Raw genomic sequence first — 18,564 nt, forward strand, 5'->3', positions numbered from 1 at the left:
CTGCGCGGGACGTTCGGGGCGGGGACGTGCGGGCGGGGACGTCGAGGGCGGGAAACGGGCGGCGCCCGTCACTCCTCGACGTCGTACTCGGGCCTCGGCTCGGTGCCCCCGGGGCCTTCCTCGGGGATGTTGCGGCCGATGAGCAGGATGTACAGGCCGGCGCCCAGGATGCCCCCGATGACCGGCGCGACGAGGGGCACCCAGAAGTAGAAGTGCCCGAACTGATCTCGCCAGGCGGTGTCGTAGCCGGTGATGTACTGCGCGAGGCGCGGCCCGAAGTCGCGCGCCGGGTTGATCGCGTACCCGGCGGCCGAGCCGAACGCCATGCCGATCGCGACCACGACGAGCCCGATGATGAGCGGCGCCATGTTCGCCAGCGGAGGCGAGTTGCGCGCGTCGGTCAGCGTCAGCACCAGGAACAGCAGGATCGCGGTGCCGATGATCTGGTCGCGGAACGCGCCCCAGGTGTGGATCGGCAGGGTCCCGTTGCCCGGCAGGGTGGAGAACACGAACTGCGTCTTGACGGTGTGCCCGGGATCGAACTTGGCGAGGATCTCGCTGTAGTTCCACCGGACGATGAGCGCCGCGATGAACGCGCCGAGCATCTGGGCGAAGATGAACGGGATGACCTTCCGCCACGGGAAGCCCTTGAAGACCGCGAGCGCGATCGTCACCGCCGGGTTGATGTGGCCGCCGCTGAGGCGCGCCGACACGTAGACGCCGAGCGTCACGCCCCATCCCCACGCCCAGGTGATGGCGTCGTGGCCGCCGAGGCTCTGCGGGGCGCCGAGCCCGCTGGCCGCGACGGCCTGCGCGACGACGCCCACCCCGAACAGGATGAGGATCAGGGTCCCCGCGAACTCCGCGGACATCTCGACGGCGAGGTCCGGGAGTCTTCGTCCTCGCGGGAGTGCGGCCATCTCTCCTCCTCGGGGATGTGACGCTGGGTCAGTGGATGATCACTTTCCGCGTTCCTTCCCCGGTGATCGCCCGCTACACGAACCGGCGCGGGTCAGTGTCCCCGGAAGGCCTCCTCCAGCCACCAGGACGGCCGCCCCCGCGTGATCTTCGCGTGCACCAGCATCGGCCGGTCGCGGGGCCCTTCCAGCCAGCGCGCCACCGCGCCGAGGTCGGCGGGCCGCCGGACGGTGGCCGCCGCGCAGCCGTAGCCGCGGCCGATGGCGGCCAGGTCGGCGGGCGGGAACGTGACGGTGCCGAGCGGATGGCCGGACGGCCCGAAATGGTGGACCTCCGCGCCGTAGGCCTCGTCGTCGTACACCACCACCAGCAGGCCGAGGCCGAGCCGGACGGCCGTCTCCAGCTCGGCGGCGGCCATCAGCGCGCCGCCGTCGCCGAGCGCGGCGACGGTGAGCCGGCCGGGGCGGGCCACCGCCGCGCCGATCGCGGTGGCCAGGCCCAGCCCGATCGACTGGAACGCCTGCGTGAACACCAGCCCGTCGGCGTCCGGGACGTCCAGGAACATCGCGGGGTAGCCCATGAAGTTGCCGGAGTCGACGGCGACGGTGCGCTCGCGCGGCAGCAGCCCGTCCAGCGCGATCGTCAGCGTGCGCGGGTCGATGCGCGGGCCGCCGTCCGGGTGCCGGTCGTGCTCCTTGTCCTCCTCGTAGGGGACGTCCTGCCAGCGGCCCTCGCGGGCGAGGCGCTCGGCGACGTCCGCGGTGCGGTACCCGGTGGCGGAGTGCCCGCGCGCCTCCAGCTCCGCGTCGGCGGCCCGGGCGGTCTCCGCGACGTCGCCGATGAGGCCGAGGTCGACCCGGTGGTGCGCGCCGAGCGCCCGGGCGTCCACGTCGACCTGGACGACCGCGGCCGTGCGGCCGACGAGGGCGCCGTGCCGGGTCGTCCACATGTTCAGCGAGCAGCCCCACGCGACGAGCAGGTCGGCGCCGGCGATGAGCTCGGCCGCCGCGGGCGTCGCGAACCCGCCGCTGACGTCCAGGCCGAACGGGTCGCCGGCGAACAGCCCCCGCGCGACGGCGGAGGTGGCGACCAGCGCGCCGCACCGGGCGGCGAGCGCGGCGAGCTCCCGGCCGGCGCCCGCGAGCCGCGCGCCGCGCCCGGCGATGAACACCGGGCGCTCGGCGGCCTGCAGGGCGTCGGCGAGGCGGGCGACCGCGCCCGGCGGCGGCACGGGCAGCGGCGGGACCCGCGACGGGCGGGGCCGGTAGCCCGCGGGCGCCCGCGCGTCCCCGGCGGGCAGCTCCGCGCCCTGGACGTCCAGCGGCAGCCCGAGCAGCACCGTGCGGCGCTCCGCGAGCGCGGTGCGACAGGCCCGCGCCACGTCGGCGAGCGCGGTCTCCGGGGAGTGCACCCGCTCCGGGACGGCGCCGACGGCCGCCGCGAGCGCGGCCTGGTCGATCCGGAAGTTCGAGCGGACCGCCGACGCGGCCACCTCGCCGGCCAGCACCAGCAGCGGCGTGCGGCTCTTGGCGGCCTCGGCGATGCCGGTGACGGCGTTGGTGAGGCCCGGCCCCTGGTGCACCGACACCACCCCGAGCCCGCCGCTCACCCGCGCGTAGGCGTCCGCCATCGTGGCCGCCCCGCCCTCGGTGCGGGCGGCGACGAAGCGGGCGCCGTGCGCGGCGAGCGCGTTGGTGACGTGGAAGTTGCCGCTGCCCACCACGCCGAACACCGTCTCGGCGCCGAGGCGGGCGAGGGCCTCCCCCACGGCCTCCGCGACGATCATCGCTCGACCAGGGCCAGCACGCGGGCCGGGCTGCCGGAGCCGCCGACGATCGGCAGCGGCGCGGCGACCAGCACGGCGCCGCGGACCGGCAGGCGGGCCAGGTTCTGCAGCTGGGTGAGGCCGTACTTGCCCGCGCCGAGGAAGTAGGAGTGGCAGGGGAACGGCGGATCGAACGCGTGCGCGCCGCCCGCGTCGGTGCCGACCGTCTCCACCCCGAGGCCGAGCAGCGGCGTCTCCTCCGCCAGCCAGCGGGCGCACTCCGGCGAGACGCCCGGCGCGTGCGAGCCGTTCTCGTCGGCGTTGAGGAACTCCTCCTGGTCGCCGGAGCGCGCGTCCCAGCCCGTCCGGTACAGCAGCCAGCCGCCGTCGGGCAGCGGGCCGTTCGCCCGCTCCCACGCGCGGACGTGGTCGATCTCCAGCAGGAAGTCGGGGTCGGCGGCGGCGTGCTCGGAGGCGTCGAGCACGACCGCCGGGGCGACGAGCCGTCCGGCGGGGACCTGCGCGACGTCCTCGCCGTCGCGGCCGGTCGCCCAGTGCACGGGCGCGTCGAAGTGGGTGCCGACGTGCTCGCCGGTCGTGATGTCGTTCCAGTACCAGGCGGGCCCGCGGTCGTCGTACCGGCTGATCTCCCGCAGCGAGAAGGGGACCGTGTTCGCGAACGGCTCGGGCAGCCGCAGGATCGGCGTCCGGTCCGACAGCGGGGCGGTGAGATCGACGATCTCCACCGAGCCGGCGGCGAGGGCGGCGAGGAGCTGGTCGAGGACGGGCATCGTTCCTCCGGGCGGAGCGTACGGGCTGGGGGGTCTCGCGCGGGGCGATCCGAACGTACCGCAGATGCCCCTGTTCGCAGGGTCACCCGGCGCAGGTGCGCCGCCCTATCCGATCAGTCCGCCGAGCCTTCCCTCCAGGACGACGAGCAGCTCGGCGAGCGCGCCGGCGAGCGCGTCGCGCCGGTCCTCCGGCAGCCCCGACAGCAGCGCGGACTCGTACCCCACCTGGTCCGGCATGATCCGGTCGATCAGCGCCCGGCCGTCCTCGGTGAGCGCCAGGTGCTGGACCCGCCGGTCCCGCTCGTCGGGGCGCCGCTCGACCAGGCCGCGCTCCTGCAGCCGGCGCACCCGCTTGGTCACCGCGGCGCCGGAGGAGAACGTCTCGCGGGCGAGCCGGGTCGGGGTGACGCCGGGCCCGAGCCGGCGCAGCGCGGTCAGCACGTCGAACTCGGCCCGGACGAGCCCCTCGCGGCTCAGCGGGCCCTCCTCGGCCTGCTGCAGCAGCGCGGCGCAGCGGGTGATGCGCCCGATGACCGCCAGCGGGGCGGTGTCCAGCCCGGGATGGACGACCCGCCACTGGCGGATCACCTCGGCGACCACGTCCTCCACGCCCGCCTCCCCCTCCGCGTGCCGTCCGGGCGATCGTACGCCCGTCACGCGGCGCGGGACGCGGGGCCGCGGCCGGGCGCGAGCGCGGCGAGGGCCCGGTGCCCGTCGCGTTCGGCGCGTTCGACCCGTTCCGCGGGCAGTGCCCCCTGCCACCACTCGCCGGACGCGACGTCGACCGCGTCCCGCACGTCGACCAGCACGGACGCCAGGCGGTCGCGGGCCCGCGCCGCCTCCGCCGGGTCCGGGGCGCCGCCGCCGAGCGCGCGGGCGGCGGCGGTGGCGGCGTCGAGCCGGGCGAGCGCGGCGCCGATCCGGCCGGTGGCGCGGCGGTTGGTGACGAGCGCGCAGCTCAGCAGGCCGCCCGCGACGCCGACGCAGGTGTCCAGCCAGCGCTCGGCCGCCAGCCTCCCGGCGGGCTGGAGCGCGGCGAGCTCGACCATCAGCAGCGCCATCGGCGTCACGAACACGCTGCCCAGCCAGTAGTTGCGGGCCATGGTCGCCTCGGTGCAGAACTGCAGCGCCATCACGGCGGCGACCAGCGCGAGGCCGCCGGCGCGGGTCGTCGGGAGCAGGACGGTGAACAGGGCGAGACCGGCCAGGTTGCCCACGGCGCGCTGCAGCCCGCGGCGCCAGCTGAGGGTGATGTTGGCCTGGAAGACGGCGGCGGCGGTCACCACCGCCCAGTAGGGGCGCCCGACGCCGAGCGCCATCGACGCCCAGCCGGCGAGCGCGGCGCCCATGGCGACGCGGGCGGCGACGGGCAGCAGCGGCGAGCCCGGCCGCAGCGCCCGCAGCAGGCCGCGGACGCCGCGCGGCGCCGCGGCGGCGCGGTCGGCGGCGATGCCCGCGAGCTCGCCGTCCTCGCCGGGACGGGCGGGCGGGCGCGGGACGGGCCGGTCGCGCCGCAGGTCGGCGGCCCAGCCGGCGAGCCGGCCCGGGTCGTCCGGGGTCCCGGCGACGACGGTCCCGGCGTGCACGAGGAGGCGTTCGAGCCGCCGCCGGTTCGCGGCCCTGGCCGGGGTGCGGGCGCCCGCGCGCAGCAGCGTGTGCCAGGCGGCGTTGATCGCGGCGGCGGTGTCGTGGCGGGCGCGCGCCGCGCCGTCCGGTTCCGCGCCGGCGAGGCGGGACGCGGCCTCCAGCGCGCGGGCGACCGCCGTCCGCTCGGGTCCGTCGGGCCGGACGAGTCCGGGCGCCATGGTGACCAGCCAGGCGACCGCGCCGCCCGCGAGGCCGAGGGCCAGGTGGAACGGGACGTCCGCGAGCCGCTCGTGCGGGACGAACAGGCAGCTCGCCGCGACGAAGGTGAGGATGAGGCCGCCGGGCGGCCCGGTGCGCGCCGCGTCGCAGAGCGTCTTGTGGGCGGCGGCGAGCAGCGCGGCGACCGCGACGCGGATCGCCGCGGAGTCGGTGGAGGCCGCGGTGACGAGCGCGATCCCGACGCCGGCGAGCATGCCGAGGACCATCACCGCCATGAAGCGGGCGCGGGAGGCGTACGGCTCGCCGTGCGAGTAGATCGCGCACAGCGACCCGGCGGAGGTGTAGAGCGCGAGGTCGAGGCGGCCCAGGGCCAGCAGGACCAGCGCGGGCACGCCGAACGCGATGGGCGCGCTCAGGGCGGCCTTGTGCCAGATGTCGGCCGCCTTCCCGACCTTCAGGACGCCGCGCAGCGGAAGCGGCCGGATCCGGACGGCCGGGGCGCCGATGCTCTTCTCGCTCACCCCTAAAGCTTAACAAGTAATTTACTCGTGAAATATATGGGAGGCGTGTGCTCCCCGCCACGTGCCCGCCGCCCCGGCTACTCCGTCAACCAGGGATAACGGGCCGTGTCGCCGCCCGCGTAGTCCGGATCCAGGTAGATGAACACCCGCTGGATCTTCCAGTCGCGGATCTCGAACACGTCGCACCACCGCCCGGCGCCCCACTCGGGCACGCCCGCCCGCCAGGGCCCGTCCCGGTGCTCGCCGTGGCTCGTGCCCTCCACCACCAGGATGTCCCCGCCGGAGAACACCCAGTTGAACGTGGCGTAGTGGTGCTCGATGGACGCGATCGTCGCGCCGACGTCGCCGAACAGCCGCCCGATCGCCTCCTTGCCGGTCGCGAGGCCCCACTTCGGGAAGTAGACCTGCGCGTCGTCGGCGAACAGGTCCAGCAGCGGCGCGCCGTCGGACGTCACCCCGCCGTTGTCGAACCCCTTGAGATACTCCAGCGCGACCGACTTGCGCTGCTCGTCCGTCATCGTCTGCCTGCTGACCGCCAACCGCCTCACCCGTCCCGTGCGCAGAGGAAGCCGCCCCGCAGACCGTACCCCGGCGGGCGTCCGGCCGTCGGCCCCCGGCGTCCCGCCGGGCACGGGCGGCGGAACACGCCGGGTCCGGCGGAACAATCCTGACGCGTCAGAGGTTAGGGTTGCCTAATTACCACTGATCCATATCGGCGGAGGTCCGCATGGCGACGGAACCGGTACGCAAGGGGCGCAGGCTCAACCGGGGGACGGTGCTGCGCACCGAGCGCCTCACCCCGCACATGATCCGCGTGGTGCTCGGCGGCGAGGACCTCGCCGGGTTCGGCGCCGGAGCGTTCACCGACCACTACGTGAAGCTGCTGTTCCCCCAGCCGGGCGTGGAGTACCCCGAGCCGTTCGACATGGAGAGGGTCCGCGCCGAGATGCCGCGCGACCAGTGGCCGAGCGTCCGGACCTACACCGTCCGCGCCTGGGACCCCGAGGCCGTCGAGCTGACCATCGACTTCGTGCACCACGGCGACAAGGGCATCGCCGGGCCGTGGGCGGCGCGCGTCCGGCCGGGCGAGGAGATCTTCTTCAACGGCCCCGGCGGCGCCTACGCGCCCAGCCCCGACGCCGGCTGGCACCTCCTGGTCGGGGACGAGAGCGCGCTCCCCGCGATCGCCGCCTCGCTGGAGCGGATCCCCGACGGGGTGCCCGCCCGCGTGTTCGTCGAGGTCGCCGGGCCGGAGGAGGAGCAGGACCTCCGCGCCTCCGCCGGCACCGAGATCGTCTGGCTGCACCGCGACGGCGGCCAGGTCGGCGACCTGCTCGTCGAGGCCGTCCAGAAGCTCGACTTCCCCGACGGCGACGTGCACGCGTTCGTCCACGGCGAGGCCAACTTCGTCAAGGCGCTCCGCCGCCACCTGCGCGTCGACCGCGGCCTGCCGATGGAGCGGCTGTCGATCTCCGGGTACTGGCGCCGGGGCCGCGACGAGGACGGCTGGCAGTCGAGCAAGCGCGACTGGAACCGCCAGGTCGAGGAGGAAGAGGCCCGCGCCCTCTCCTGACGGCGGCCTCCGCTCGCCGGCGTCCCGCGGCGTCCGCCGCGCGTTCGGCCCGGCCGCGCGGCCGGGCTCGCGGGTCAGGCGGTGGCCTCGGTCTCGTCGTTGAGGTCGGGGCCGTCGTCGTCGGCGAAGCCGGGGAGCCAGCGCTCGGCCTCGGCGCGGTAGTCGCCCTCCGCCTCCAGCTGGCAGAGCACACCGCCGCCGCCCGCCAGGGCGCGGCTCACCGCCAGGTACTGCGGCGGCAGCCGGAACTGGCGGGCGAGCGCGCCCGGCCGCATGTCGGAGGCGAGGCCGAGGCCGCGCGCCGTCTGCTCCCGCATCCATTCGCGGGTGTAGCGGAACCGGTCGACGGCGAACGGCGCGGCGTGCGGGGTGACGAGCGCGGCCACCTCCTCCGGGTCGACCTCCGCGTCCGGCGCGAGGAAGCCCTCCTCCCACAGCGCGTCCACGATCTCGTCGGGGTCGCCGAGCGTGCCGATGCGCAGCAGCCGGCCGATCGACCACTGCAGCTCGTCGGGGACGCGGGCGGCGCCGCCGAAGTCCATGACGCCGAGCCGGCCGTCGTCCAGCAGCCGGAAGTTGCCGGGGTGCGGGTCGATGTGGATCATCTCGCAGCGGGACGGGCCCGACAGCAGGAAGCGGAACAGCAGCAGGCCCGCGCGGTCGCGCTCCTCCCGGCTCCCCTCGGCGATGACCTTGGCCAGCGGGGTGCCGTCCAGCCACTCGGTGACCAGCACGTTCCCGGACTGCGCGACGACCGCCGGGACGACGAAGTCGGGATCGCCGGCGTAGGCGTCGTGGAAGGCGGTCTGGGCGCGGGCCTCGTCGACGTAGTCGAGCTCCTTCTGCAGCCGCCGCTTCAGGTCGGCGACGACCGGCTTGACCTCGACGCCCGGGAACAGCGGCGTGATCACGCGGCTCAGCCGGGAGATCTGGTTGAAGTCGCTCATCAGCGCGTCGGCGGCGCCCGGGTACTGGACCTTGACCGCGACGGTCCGCCCGTCGTGCCAGACGGCCTTGTGCACCTGGCCGATGGACGCGGCGGCGGCGGGCCGGTCGTCGAACTCGGCGAACCGGTCGCGCCAGTCGGCGCCGAGCCCTTCGGCGAGGACCTTGTGCGTGGTGGCGGCCGGCATCGGCGGCGCGGCCTCCTGCAGCCGGGTGAGGCTCGCGCGGAACGGCGCGGCGACCTCCTCGGGCAGCCCGGCCTCGAAGATCGACAGGAGCTGCCCGACCTTCATCGCGCCGCCCTTGAGCTCGCCGAGCACGGAGAACAGCTGCTCGGCGGTGCGCCGCTGGACCTCCAGCGCGACGGCCTCGGCGGGACGGCCGATGGTCCGCTTGCCGAAACCGAGGGCGGTGCGCCCGGCGAAGCCGAGCGGGAGCGTCGCCAGTTTCGCGGTGCGCGTCACCGCGCGGCGGGGGATGTCAGTCACGGCCCGGCCGTCCCTCGTTCGACAGTGCGTCCAATGATCTCCAGCCTCTCATGGCGGGTTAATGCCACGAAATAGTCATTCCCGCTAAAAACCCCAGCGCTCAGACGGGCTCGGAGATTCCCTCGCCGTCGCGCGGCCGGTGTCCGTGAGCCGCCGCCGCCTCGTGCGCACAGGGCCGCAGCAGCAGCTCCACCACCTCGAGGGCCTGCTCGATCTCCGGCCGGTTCCCGCCCAGGTAGTGCGCGTACATGAACGAGTCGGCGATGCGGACGACGGCCTGGGCGAGCGTCCGGGTCGGCAGCGGCACCCGCAGCGCGCCGCGGTCGATCTCCCGCTGGAGCTCCCGGGTCAGCAGCTCGGTCGCGCGGTCCTCGATGGTGCCGGGCATCGTGGCGAGCCGGATGAACAGCCGGGGCTCGCGCTCGGTGAACGCCTTGAGCGGCGCGGCGTCCACCACCGCCCGCATGAACCGGTCCAGCACCGTGAGGATCCGCTCCGGGCCGGTGCCCCGCACGCCGCGCGCGGCCACCCGGTAGGTGCGCTCGGTCATCTCCGCCAGCACGGTGCCGAGCAGCTGCTCGCGGCTGCCGACCCAGCGGTAGAGGGTGGCGCGGCCGACGCCCAGCTCGGCGGCGAGCGCGGACATGTCGATCGGCTCTCCCCGCCGGTAGTGCGCGGACGCCGCGGCGAGCGCGGCCTCGGGCCCGGTCGGGCGGCGCGCCGGCGCCGGGACGGGCGACGGGCCGGGAGGCCCGCTCGGGGGAACAGAGCTGCCGCTCATCCGCCCAGCATGACACAGCGGGGACGATGCTCCGGCAGGTCCGCGAACGCGGTTCCGGCAGGCCCCTCCCCCGGCGCGCGGCCGCTGCCGCCGGCGGGCCGGAGAACCGTTCCGATGACAGCTCGCGAACGTGCGACTACCCGGAGTGATCAAGGGTAGTCGGTAGGTGTGAAAGAGAGAAGCGGGGACGCCGGACGCAAGGGCCGGCTGCTGATCATTGGCGGGGCGGAGAACCGGACCTGCGGGGCCGGGCCCCTGGAGACGTTCGTCGAGCTGGCCGGCGCGGAGGACGCGCGGATCGTGGTGGTGACGACCGCGACCGAGGTTCCCGAGGAGGTCGCCGAGGAGTACACCGCGGTGTTCGGGCGGCTCGGCGTGCCGTCGGTGCGGGAGCTGCGGCTGCTCGGCCGCGCCGCCGCCGACGACGCCGCGACGCTGCGCGCGCTGGACGCGGCGACCGGGGTGCTGTTCAGCGGCGGCGACCAGTCGCGGATCCGGACCCTGGTGGGGTCGCGGACCAACGAGCTGCTCAAGCGGCGGCTGAAGCAGGAGGGCCTCGTGATCGCGGGAACGAGCGCCGGCGCGACCGCGATGGGGCATTGGATGATCCTCGGCGGCCACGGCCATGAGGTCGCGGCCTCCAGCGTGAAGGTGGGTCCGGGCTTGGCGCTGTTGGACAACGTGCTGATCGACATGCATTTCAACGAGCGGGGGCGGCTGCCGAGGCTGCTCAGCGGCATAGCCCTGGACACCCGGCTGCTCGGCGTCGGGATCGACGAGGACACCGCGATCGTGGTCGGCGACGGGCAGTTCCAGGTGGTCGGCACGGGGGTCGTGACCGTCGTGGACGCGGGCCAGTCGACCGTCGCCTACGCCGCGTCCGACGACGAGCCGATGGCGATGTTCGACGTCTCCCTGCACCTGCTGCCCGCCGGCTGCTCGTTCCAGATGCACGACCGGCTGCCCGCGATCGGCACGATGCGCGGGCCCGGGGAGGAGTGACCGTGCGGCTCTTGCATGTGCGCCGCCTCGGCGGCCCGAACGTCTATCTGAACCGCCCGGTCGCCGTCGCGCGGCTGGACCTGCAGGACCTGACCGGGCACGAGACCACCGACCACCCGGGCTTCGCCGAGCGGCTGGTGGCGGCGCTGCCGGGGCTGCGCTCGCACCACTGCTCGGCCGGGCGGCCGGGCGGGCTGCTCGACGCGATGGACCGCGGCACCTATTTCGGCCACGTCACCGAGCACGTGACGCTGGAGCTGTCCGGGCTGATCGGCCGGGAGGCGTACTTTGGCCGGACGGTCCGCGCGGGCGGCCCCGGCGACTACGAGCTGATCCTCGAATGCCCCCGGGACGAGCCGGCCGAGACGGACCTGGTGGAGAGGCTGGTCGAGCTGGCGGTGCGGACGGTGACCGCGGCGCTGTCCGGGACGGTGCCGGACCCCGCGCCGGACCTCGCCCCGATCGCCGCCGACCACGAGGCGGGCAGGCTCGGGGTGAGCACCGCCGCGCTGGCGCGCGCCGCCCGCGAGCGGGGCGTGCCGGTTCGCCGCGTCGGCGGCCTGAACCTGCTGCGGCTCGGGTACGGGCGGTACCGCCGGCTGGCCTGGGCCGCGATGACGGACCGCACGTCCGCGATCGGGATGGAGGTCGCCGCGGACAAGCGGCTGGCGCACCGGATGCTGGCGGACGCGGGCGTCCCCGTGCCGGAGGGCCGGGTGGCGCAGTCGCCGGCCGAGGCGCTGGAGGCGCTGCGGGAGATCGGCGCGCCGGTGGTGGTCAAGCCGCTGTCGGGGCACCAGGGCGAGGGCGTCCACATCGAGTTGTCGGAACCGCCGGAGGTGGTAGCGGCGTTTACGTCGGCGGCGGGCGGGGACGGCCGGGCCGATGCCCCCGGGGTGCTCGTCGAGTCCTACATCCCGGGCCGCGACTACCGGGTCCTGGTGGTCGGCGGACGGATCGCGGCGGCGGCCGAGCTGACCGCAGCGCGGATCACGGGCGACGGGACGTCCACGGTCGCGGAGCTGGTGGAGCGGGTCAACGCCGACCCCGCGCGCGGCGAGGGCCACGACCGTCCCCTCACCCGGCTGGCGCTGGGCGCGACCGAGCTGGCGCTGCTGGCGCGGCAGGGCCACGGCCCCGACTCGGTGCCCGGGGAGGGCGAGACGGTGCGGCTGCGCCGCAACGCGAACCTGTCCACCGGGGGGACGAGCCGGGACGTCACCGACGACGTGCACCCCGAGGTCGCCGCGATGTGCGTGCGGGCCGCCGCGACCGTGGGGATGGACGTGTGCGGCATCGACCTGCGGCTGCCCGACATCGGCTCGCCGCTGCCCGCCGAGCGCGGCGCCGCCGGGATCCTGGAGGTGAACGCCGCGCCGGGGCTGCGCATGCACCTGGCCCCGTACGAGGGCGAGCCCCGCGACGTGGCGGGCGACGTCATCGACCTGATGTACCCGCCGGGGACCCCGTCGCGGGTGCCGGTGGTGTCGGTGACCGGCACCAACGGCAAGACCACCACGGTCCGGATGATCGCGCACATGCTGGAGCTGCACGGCGTGCGCACCGGCATGACCAGCACCGAGGGCGTGTACGTGGGCGGCCGGCTGATCCACCGGTCGGACGCGTCCGGGCCGCGGTCGGCGGAGATGGTGCTCGGCGACCGGTCGGTGGAGGCCGCGGTGCTGGAGACGGCGCGCGGCGGGATCGTCCGGCGCGGCCTCGGCTACGACCGCGCCGACGTCGCCGTGGTCACCAACATCACCCGCGACCACCTCGGCATGGACGCCACCGAGTCGGTGGACGACCTGATCGACATCAAGGCGCTCGTCGCCGAGGAGATCCGCCGGGGCGGCCATCTGGTGCTGAACGCGGAGGACGGCCCGTCGGCGGGGCTCGCCGGGCGTCCCGCGGTGGCGCGCCGCGACCCGGAGGTGTGCTTCTTCGCGATGTCGGCGGACGCCCCCGTGCTGGTCCGGCACCTGGCGGGCGGCGGCGCCGGGTACTTCGTCGAGAACGGCCGGCTGACGGAGGCGCGCGGCGGCCGCCGCACGCCGGTGCTGCCGGTGGAGGAGGTCGCGGGCGCCTTCGGCGGCCGCGCCGGGCACGTCGTCGCGAACGCGCTGGCCGCGCTGGCCGCCGCCCGCGCGCTGGGCGTGCCCCTGGACGTCGCCGCGGAGGCGCTGCGCACCTTCGAGCCGCACACCCGCAATCCCGGGCGCGGGTGCGTGTACCAGGTCGGCGACAACCCGGTGCTGGTCGACTACGCGCACAACCCGGCGGCGGTCACCGCGATCGGCGAGTTCGCGCGGGCGCGCTGGGGCGGGGGCGGCGTCGCGGCGGTGACGCTGCCCGGCGACCGGTCCGACGAGCTCGTCGCCGAGACGGCCCGGTGCGTGGCCGGCGCGTTCGGGCGCGTCGTCGTCTACGAGGACGAGGACCTGCGCGGCCGCCGGTCGGGCGAGATGACGCGGCTGATCGTCCAGGGGCTGCGGGAGGGCCGCCCGGACGTGCTGCACCACCCGGCGGGCGACCTGAAGGGGGCGCTGACCTCGGCGCTGGACATGGCCGGGCCCGGCGAGCCGGTGCTGCTGCTGTACGAGAAGCTGCAGCCGGTCGTCGAGCTGCTCGAGACCCTCGGCGCCGAGCCCGCGGCGCCCTGACTAGGACGTCTCCGGTTCCGCGCGCGCCTCGCCTGCGGAGGGCGTCTCGCCAGGGACGCGCGTCTCGTCGGGAGCACGCTTCTCGCCGCGGGCGCGCGCCTTGCCGGGGGCGCGCGGCGGACCCGCGGCGGGCAGCGCCGCCGCGGGAGGCCGCAGCAGCAGGACGGCGACGGCCAGCAGCGCCAGCACGACGATCCCGTCCATCCAGTAGTGGTTGGCGGTGCTGACCACGACGGCGACGGTCGCGGCGAGATGCGCCAGCCACAGCCACCGCCAGCGCGTCCGGCACGTGACGATGAGCCCGATCGCGATGATCGCGGCCCAGCCGATGTGCAGCGACGGCATCGCCGCGTACTGGTTGGCCATGGTGTCGTGCTGCGGCGACCCGTACACCGAGGGGCCGAAGCGGGCGGCGGTGTCGATCAGGCCGGTGGCGGGCAGCATCCGGGGCGGCGCCAGCGGGACGAGCAGGTGCAGCGCGAGCGCCCCGGCCGTCAGCGCGACCAGCACCCGGCGGATCCACCGGTAGTGCGCGGGCCGGCGCAGGTAGATCCAGAGCAGGAACAGCGCCATCGCGGGAAAGTGGACGTAGGCGTAGTAGCAGTTAGCCACGTGCACCAGGAACTGGCTGTGCAGCAGCCCGTGCTGGAGGTGCAGCTCGTTCGGCAGGTCGAGGGCCCGCTCCACGTCCCAGATCCGGCGGGCGTTGCCGAACGCCTCGCCCACCCGGTCGTTGGCCAGCAGCCGCCCGAGCTTGTAGACCGTGAACAGCACCCCGATGAGCAGCAGCTCGCGGACGGGCCGCGGCCGCCCGCCCGGCCGCGCCCCGCCCGGTCCTCCCGGTCTGCGCAGCCGCGCGAACGACGAGACCGGCCGGGACGGCTGTTCGAGGAGGCTCATGGGAGGTCCTTTGGCGGGCGGGTCCGCCGCGCTCGGGTGAGCCGGCGGCTGCTGGGACGGCCCGGGCCGGCCCCCGCGAGGGACGGCCCGGGCCCTGGGTCAGGTCACGGCCGGGTCGAGCTCGCGCTCGCCCTCGCCGGGGCGCGGCGCGGGGTCGCCGCCGCCGTGCCCGTCGTGGAGCAGATGCCGAAGCCTCTCACCTTCGACGTCCACGTTGGGCAGGATGCGCGCGAGCCACCGCGGCAGCCACCACGCGGCCCGGCCGACGAGCGCCATCACCGCCGGGACGATCGTCATCCGGACGACGAAGGCGTCGAAGGCGACGCCGGCGGCGAGCGCGAAGCCCATCATCTTGATCATCGACTCGGAGGAGGAGAGGAACCCGGCGAACACCGCGATCATGATCACGGCGGCGGCGGTGACGACGCGGGCGCCGTGCCGGAAGCCGGTGACCACCGCCTCCCCCGGGGGCGCGCCGTGCACGTGCTCCTCGCGCATCCGGGTGACCAGGAAGACCTGGTAGTCCATGGCCAGCCCGAACACCACGCCGATCATGAAGATCGGCATCATGCTCATGATCGGGCCGGTCTCCTCGACGCCGAACAGCCCGGACAGCCAGCCCCACTGGAACACCGCGACGACGGCGCCGAAGGTGGCCGCGACGGTGAGCAGGAACCCGAGCGTGGCCTTCAGCGGGACCAGCAGCGACCGGAACACCAGCATCAGCAGGATGAACGCGAGCCCGACGACGAGCCCGAGGTAGGGCGCGAGGGCGCTGCTGAGCTTGGCCGACACGTCGATCATCATGGCGGTCCGGCCGGTGACCATGGCCTGCGCGCCGGTCTGCGCCTTCAGCCCGTCGCCCTTGCCGCGGATGGCCGAGACGAGGTCCTCGGTCTGCTGGCTGCTCGGCCCGCTCTTCGGAACGACGGTCAGGACGGCGGTGTCCCCCGCCGGGTTCGCCTGCGGCGGCGTCACGGCGGCGACGTCCGGCAGCGCCTTGATCTCGCCGGCGAACCGCTGCCCGGCCGCCTGCGCGTTCGCGCCGTCCACGACGACCATCAGCGGGCCGTTGAAGCCGGGCCCGAAGCCCTTGTCGAGCAGGTCGTACGCCTTGCGCTGCGTGGTGGCGGACGAGGCGACCTCGTCGCCGGGCATGCCGAGCCGCAGATCCAGCGCCGGAACGGCGATCACGCCCATGCCGGCGATGGCCAGCAGGAGCACCGGCAGCGGGCGCCGGATGACGAACCGGGCCCACCGCTCGCCGAACGGCGGGCGGCCGCGGCGGGAGACGCCGCCGCGCAGGAACGGGATCCAGCCGCCGAGCACCTTGCGGCCGGCGAAGCCGAGCAGCGCGGGCAGCAGGCTCAGCGCGATCAGGACCGCGACGACCACGGCGAACGCGGCGGCGAGCCCCATCTCGGTGAGCATCGGGATGTCGACCACGGCGAGGCCGGCCAGCGCGATGACGACGGTCAGCCCGGCGAACACCACCGCCGACCCGGCGGTGCCGACGGCGCGTCCCGCGGCCTCCTCGCCGGTGCGGCCCTCGCGCAGTTCGTGCCGGTACCGGGAGACGATGAACAGCGCGTAGTCGATCGCGACGGCGAGGCCGAGCATCAGCGCGAGCGTCGAGGTCATCGAGCTCATCTCGAACAGCCCGGTCGCCGCGGTGATCCCGGCCATCGCGATGCCGACGCCGAGGATGGCGTTCAGCAGCGGCAGCCCGGCGGCGATCAGCGACCCGAACGTGATGATCAGCACGACCGCGGCGACCGCGACGCCGATCACCTCGGTGGCGCTCTGCTCCGGCATCGCCTCGGTCGCGTCGCCGCCCATCTCCACCTGGAGCCCGGCGTCCCGGCCGGGCTGGGCGGCGGCGGTCAGCGCGTCGCGCGCGGCGTCGGTGACGTCGATCGCCGGCACCTTGTAGGTGACCTGCGTGTAGGCGATCCGGCCGTCCTGCGAGACGGCCTTCGCCTGGTAGGGGTCGACGACGGAGGCGACCTGCGGCGCCGCCTTCAACCGAGCGACGACCTTCTCGACGCCCGCCTTGCCGGCGGGGTCGGTCACGGTCCTCCCGTCGGGCGCGGCGAACACGACCCGGGCGGTGGCGCCGTCCGCCGACGCCTGCGGCATCCGGTCCTTGAGCAGGTCGATCGCCTGCTGGGACTCGGTGCCCGGGATCGAGAAGTCGTTGGAGGTGGGCCCCTTGAGCACGGCGGCGCCGACGCCGAAGAGCACGAGCAGCCCCACCCAGAGCAGCGTGACGAGCCGGCGGCGCCGGAACGAGAACCGGCCGAGCCGGTAGAGGAAGGTGGCCAAGAGAGCGTCCCATCGGTAACGGGGCGTGCGGACATGGCCCCACGGCGGCCGGCCGTCGGGCTGTCACTTCGGTCAGGGGGGTGGTGGGGGTGCGGCCGCCCTGCTGGGGGACCCGGCGCCGCTGGGCGGCGGCGCGGCGCCGGGGGTCGGGAGGCGCCCGGTCACGGGCCGGGCAGCCCGGCGCGCAGCTGCGCGAACGCCGAGTCGATCAGTTCGGGCAGGTCGGCGCCGCCGCGCCCGTCGACCCACAGGTCGACGGCGGTGCGCATGGCGACGCCCGCGGCGCCGGCCAGCAGGTGCGGGTACAGGTCGCGGCCGGCGTGGGTGCCGGTGCGCGCGGCGATGACCTCGGCGATCTGCCGCTGCATCTCGCCGAGCCCGCACAGCTGCTTGCCGACGAGCGCGGGGTTCCGCTTGACCACGCGCAGCAGCGCGATGGTCTCGTCGCGGGTGTCGGTCGGCAGCAGGGCCTCCCGGACGACCTCGCGCAGCGCGTCCCAGATCGGCTCGCCCGCCGGGCGGGCGCGCAGGGCGTCGATCACGGCCTGCGCCCCGTCGGTGAGCGGCGCGACGATCGCCTCTTCCTTGCCGGGGAAGTAGTTGTGGAACGTGCGGGGGGAGACCCCGGCCGCGTCTGCGATCGCCTCGATGGTGACGCCCTCGACGCCGCGCTCCACGGCGAGGAGCGCGGCGGCGCGGCTGAGCGCCCGGCGCGTCGCGACCTTCTTGCGCTCGCGCAGGCTCGTCTCGGTCATGCCCTCACGGTAAACCGAACTTGCGTGTCCGGCAAAATTTCAGGCACTGCCAGCTTGCGTGATGTGCATCTCATCGCGGGCGGGAACGGATCCGCGGCGTCCGCCGTTCAGTGCCCGCACCGCCCCTACGCGGCGTCGTTAGTCGAGCGGCAGCCCCGTGTAGTTCTCCGCAAGCGACGCCTTCGCGGCCTCGGAGGAGGCCACGTAGTCCAGGTGCGAGCGCTGGAGCCGCAGGGCGAAGTCATCGGCGGCCGGATCCACGTGCAGCAGCGTGGTCATCCAGTAGGAGAAGTGCTCGGCCCGCCACACGCGCCGCAGGCAGGTCGAAGAATACGCGTCGAGCAGAGCGTCCGAGCCCGTCGCGTACCGCTCCGTCAGCGCCCTGGCCAGCACGATCACGTCCGACACCGCCAGGTTCAGGCCCTTGGCGCCCGTCGGCGGGACGATGTGGGCCGCGTCGCCTGCGAGGAACAGCCGGTCGTGCCGCATCGGCTCGGCCACGAAGCTGCGCATCGGCGTGATCGACTTGTCGGTGATCGGCCCCTCGCGCAGCTTCCAGCCGTCGTCGGTGGCGAACCGGGCCGCGAGCTCCTCCCAGATCCGCGCGTCGGACCAGTCCGCGATGTCCTCGTCCGGCGCCACCTGCAGGTACAGCCGGCTGACCTGCGGGGAGCGCAGGCTGTGCAGCGCGAACCCGCGGTCGTGGTTGGCGTAGATCAGCTCGTCGGTGGACGGCGGGACGTCGGCGAGGACGCCGAGCCAGGCGAACGGGTACTCGCGGGAGAACGTCCGCAGCCCCGGCACCGCCGGGCGGCTGACGCCGTGGAACCCGTCGCAGCCCGCGATGTAGTCGCAGTCGAGCGTGTGCGTCCCGCCGCCGGCGTCGCGGAACGTCACGCTGGGCGCCGACGGGTCGAGGCCGACGACCTCGGTCTCGAAGCGCACGTCGCCGCCGTCCGCCAGCCGCCTGGCGACCAGGTCCTTGACGATCTCGGTCTGCGCGTAGACCGTGACGGTCCGGCCCGTCAGGTCGGTCAGCGGGACCCGGTGCCCCGCGCCGCCGAACCGCAGCTCCAGGCCGTGATGGACGAGGCCCTCGCGGTCGAGCCGCTCCCCCACTCCGCTCTCGCGGAGCACGTCCGTGGTGCCCTGCTCGAGCATCCCGGCCCGCTGCCGCCGCTCCACGTAGCCGCGGTCACGGCTCTCCAGGACCACCGAATCGATCCCCTGCAGATGCAGCAGATGCGACAGCAGCAGCCCCGCCGGGCCGCCGCCGATGATCGCCACCTGGGTACGCATCGAGCCTCCTCGTCATCGCTCTCTCGGGGGGATCC

15 protein-coding genes are annotated in these 18,564 nt (G+C 75.0%); 3 read left to right on the forward strand and 12 right to left on the reverse strand.

Going from position 1 to position 18,564, the window contains the following annotated elements:
- Window positions 1-68 precede the first annotated feature (68 nt).
- The 6 genes from ABT299_RS34170 to ABT299_RS34195 all read right to left on the reverse strand — a co-directional run bounded on the left by ABT299_RS34170 (window position 69) and on the right by ABT299_RS34195 (window position 6,340).
- Window positions 69-920 carry an MIP/aquaporin family protein gene (locus ABT299_RS34170; protein ID WP_241756529.1) on the reverse strand — a complete coding sequence of 284 codons (852 nt, stop codon included), beginning with the start codon at window positions 918-920 and terminating at the stop codon, window positions 69-71.
- Window positions 921-1,012: 92 nt separating this feature from the next.
- The gene (locus tag ABT299_RS34175) at window positions 1,013-2,704 is read right to left on the reverse strand and encodes a thiamine pyrophosphate-binding protein (protein ID WP_500253245.1); all 1,692 of its coding nucleotides are present in this window, start codon (window positions 2,702-2,704) and stop codon (window positions 1,013-1,015) included.
- On the reverse strand, window positions 2,701-3,474 hold the full coding sequence (locus tag ABT299_RS34180) for a cyclase family protein (RefSeq protein ID WP_190869000.1): 774 nt from the start codon (window positions 3,472-3,474) through the stop codon (window positions 2,701-2,703). The genes ABT299_RS34175 and ABT299_RS34180 overlap by 4 nt, the downstream gene beginning before the upstream one ends.
- Window positions 3,475-3,579: 105 nt before the next feature.
- On the reverse strand, window positions 3,580-4,083 hold the full coding sequence (locus ABT299_RS34185; RefSeq protein ID WP_387026242.1) for a MarR family winged helix-turn-helix transcriptional regulator: 504 nt from the start codon (window positions 4,081-4,083) through the stop codon (window positions 3,580-3,582).
- 44 nt (window positions 4,084-4,127) lie between these two features.
- Complete coding sequence (locus ABT299_RS34190) at window positions 4,128-5,801, reverse strand: FUSC family protein (RefSeq protein ID WP_500253246.1); 1,674 nt, start codon at window positions 5,799-5,801, stop codon at window positions 4,128-4,130.
- Window positions 5,802-5,878: 77 nt separating this feature from the next.
- A complete protein-coding gene (locus tag ABT299_RS34195) occupies window positions 5,879-6,340 on the reverse strand; it encodes a nuclear transport factor 2 family protein (RefSeq protein WP_500253247.1) in 462 nt (153 codons plus the stop codon).
- A gap of 188 nt (window positions 6,341-6,528) precedes the next feature.
- On the opposite strand from ABT299_RS34195, the gene ABT299_RS34200 reads away from it, so the two are divergent.
- Entirely contained in the window at window positions 6,529-7,374 is an 846-nt protein-coding gene (locus tag ABT299_RS34200) for a siderophore-interacting protein (protein WP_433234142.1), read from the forward strand.
- A gap of 74 nt (window positions 7,375-7,448) precedes the next feature.
- On the opposite strand, the gene ABT299_RS34205 is transcribed toward ABT299_RS34200, so the two are convergent.
- On the reverse strand, window positions 7,449-8,807 hold the full coding sequence (locus tag ABT299_RS34205; RefSeq protein WP_190865711.1) for an AarF/UbiB family protein: 1,359 nt from the start codon (window positions 8,805-8,807) through the stop codon (window positions 7,449-7,451).
- Between the two features lie 100 nt (window positions 8,808-8,907).
- On the reverse strand, window positions 8,908-9,588 hold the full coding sequence (locus ABT299_RS34210; RefSeq protein WP_500253248.1) for a QsdR family transcriptional regulator: 681 nt from the start codon (window positions 9,586-9,588) through the stop codon (window positions 8,908-8,910).
- 168 nt (window positions 9,589-9,756) lie between these two features.
- On the opposite strand from ABT299_RS34210, the gene ABT299_RS34215 reads away from it, so the two are divergent.
- Entirely contained in the window at window positions 9,757-10,590 is an 834-nt protein-coding gene (locus ABT299_RS34215) for a cyanophycinase (protein WP_190865715.1), read from the forward strand.
- Window positions 10,591-10,592: 2 nt separating this feature from the next.
- Window positions 10,593-13,250: a cyanophycin synthetase gene (gene cphA / locus ABT299_RS34220; RefSeq protein WP_190865717.1), complete on the forward strand. Its 2,658-nt coding sequence runs from the start codon at window positions 10,593-10,595 to the stop codon at window positions 13,248-13,250.
- Here cphA and ABT299_RS34225 read toward each other — a convergent pair whose 3' ends face one another.
- From ABT299_RS34225 to ABT299_RS34240, 4 genes are all read right to left on the reverse strand, one after another.
- Window positions 13,251-14,150: a phosphatase PAP2 family protein gene (locus ABT299_RS34225; RefSeq protein WP_387026258.1), complete on the reverse strand. Its 900-nt coding sequence runs from the start codon at window positions 14,148-14,150 to the stop codon at window positions 13,251-13,253.
- Between the two features lie 99 nt (window positions 14,151-14,249).
- Complete coding sequence (locus ABT299_RS34230) at window positions 14,250-16,475, reverse strand: MMPL family transporter (protein ID WP_500253249.1); 2,226 nt, start codon at window positions 16,473-16,475, stop codon at window positions 14,250-14,252.
- A gap of 161 nt (window positions 16,476-16,636) precedes the next feature.
- Entirely contained in the window at window positions 16,637-17,230 is a 594-nt protein-coding gene (locus ABT299_RS34235) for an acyl-CoA-like ligand-binding transcription factor (RefSeq protein ID WP_500253250.1), read from the reverse strand.
- 138 nt (window positions 17,231-17,368) lie between these two features.
- A complete protein-coding gene (locus tag ABT299_RS34240; RefSeq protein WP_387026262.1) occupies window positions 17,369-18,529 on the reverse strand; it encodes a 4-hydroxybenzoate 3-monooxygenase in 1,161 nt (386 codons plus the stop codon).
- Between the last annotated feature and the right edge of the window lie 35 nt (window positions 18,530-18,564).

Source organism: Spirillospora sp. NPDC000708 (assembly GCF_040299565.1).
Classification (GTDB): Bacteria; Actinomycetota; Actinomycetes; order Streptosporangiales; family Streptosporangiaceae; genus Spirillospora.

Coding starts and splice junctions, on each gene's coding strand:
- ABT299_RS34175 (WP_500253245.1), bottom strand. CDS start 2,704: ATGATCGTCGCGGAGGCCGTGGGGGAGGCCCTCGCCCGCCTCGGCGCC.
- ABT299_RS34210 (WP_500253248.1), bottom strand. CDS start 9,588: ATGAGCGGCAGCTCTGTTCCCCCGAGCGGGCCTCCCGGCCCGTCGCCC.
- ABT299_RS34200 (WP_433234142.1), top strand. CDS start 6,529: ATGGCGACGGAACCGGTACGCAAGGGGCGCAGGCTCAACCGGGGGACG.
- ABT299_RS34225 (WP_387026258.1), bottom strand. CDS start 14,150: ATGAGCCTCCTCGAACAGCCGTCCCGGCCGGTCTCGTCGTTCGCGCGG.
- ABT299_RS34170 (WP_241756529.1), bottom strand. CDS start 920: ATGGCCGCACTCCCGCGAGGACGAAGACTCCCGGACCTCGCCGTCGAG.
- ABT299_RS34180 (WP_190869000.1), bottom strand. CDS start 3,474: ATGCCCGTCCTCGACCAGCTCCTCGCCGCCCTCGCCGCCGGCTCGGTG.
- ABT299_RS34235 (WP_500253250.1), bottom strand. CDS start 17,230: ATGACCGAGACGAGCCTGCGCGAGCGCAAGAAGGTCGCGACGCGCCGG.
- ABT299_RS34240 (WP_387026262.1), bottom strand. CDS start 18,529: ATGCGTACCCAGGTGGCGATCATCGGCGGCGGCCCGGCGGGGCTGCTG.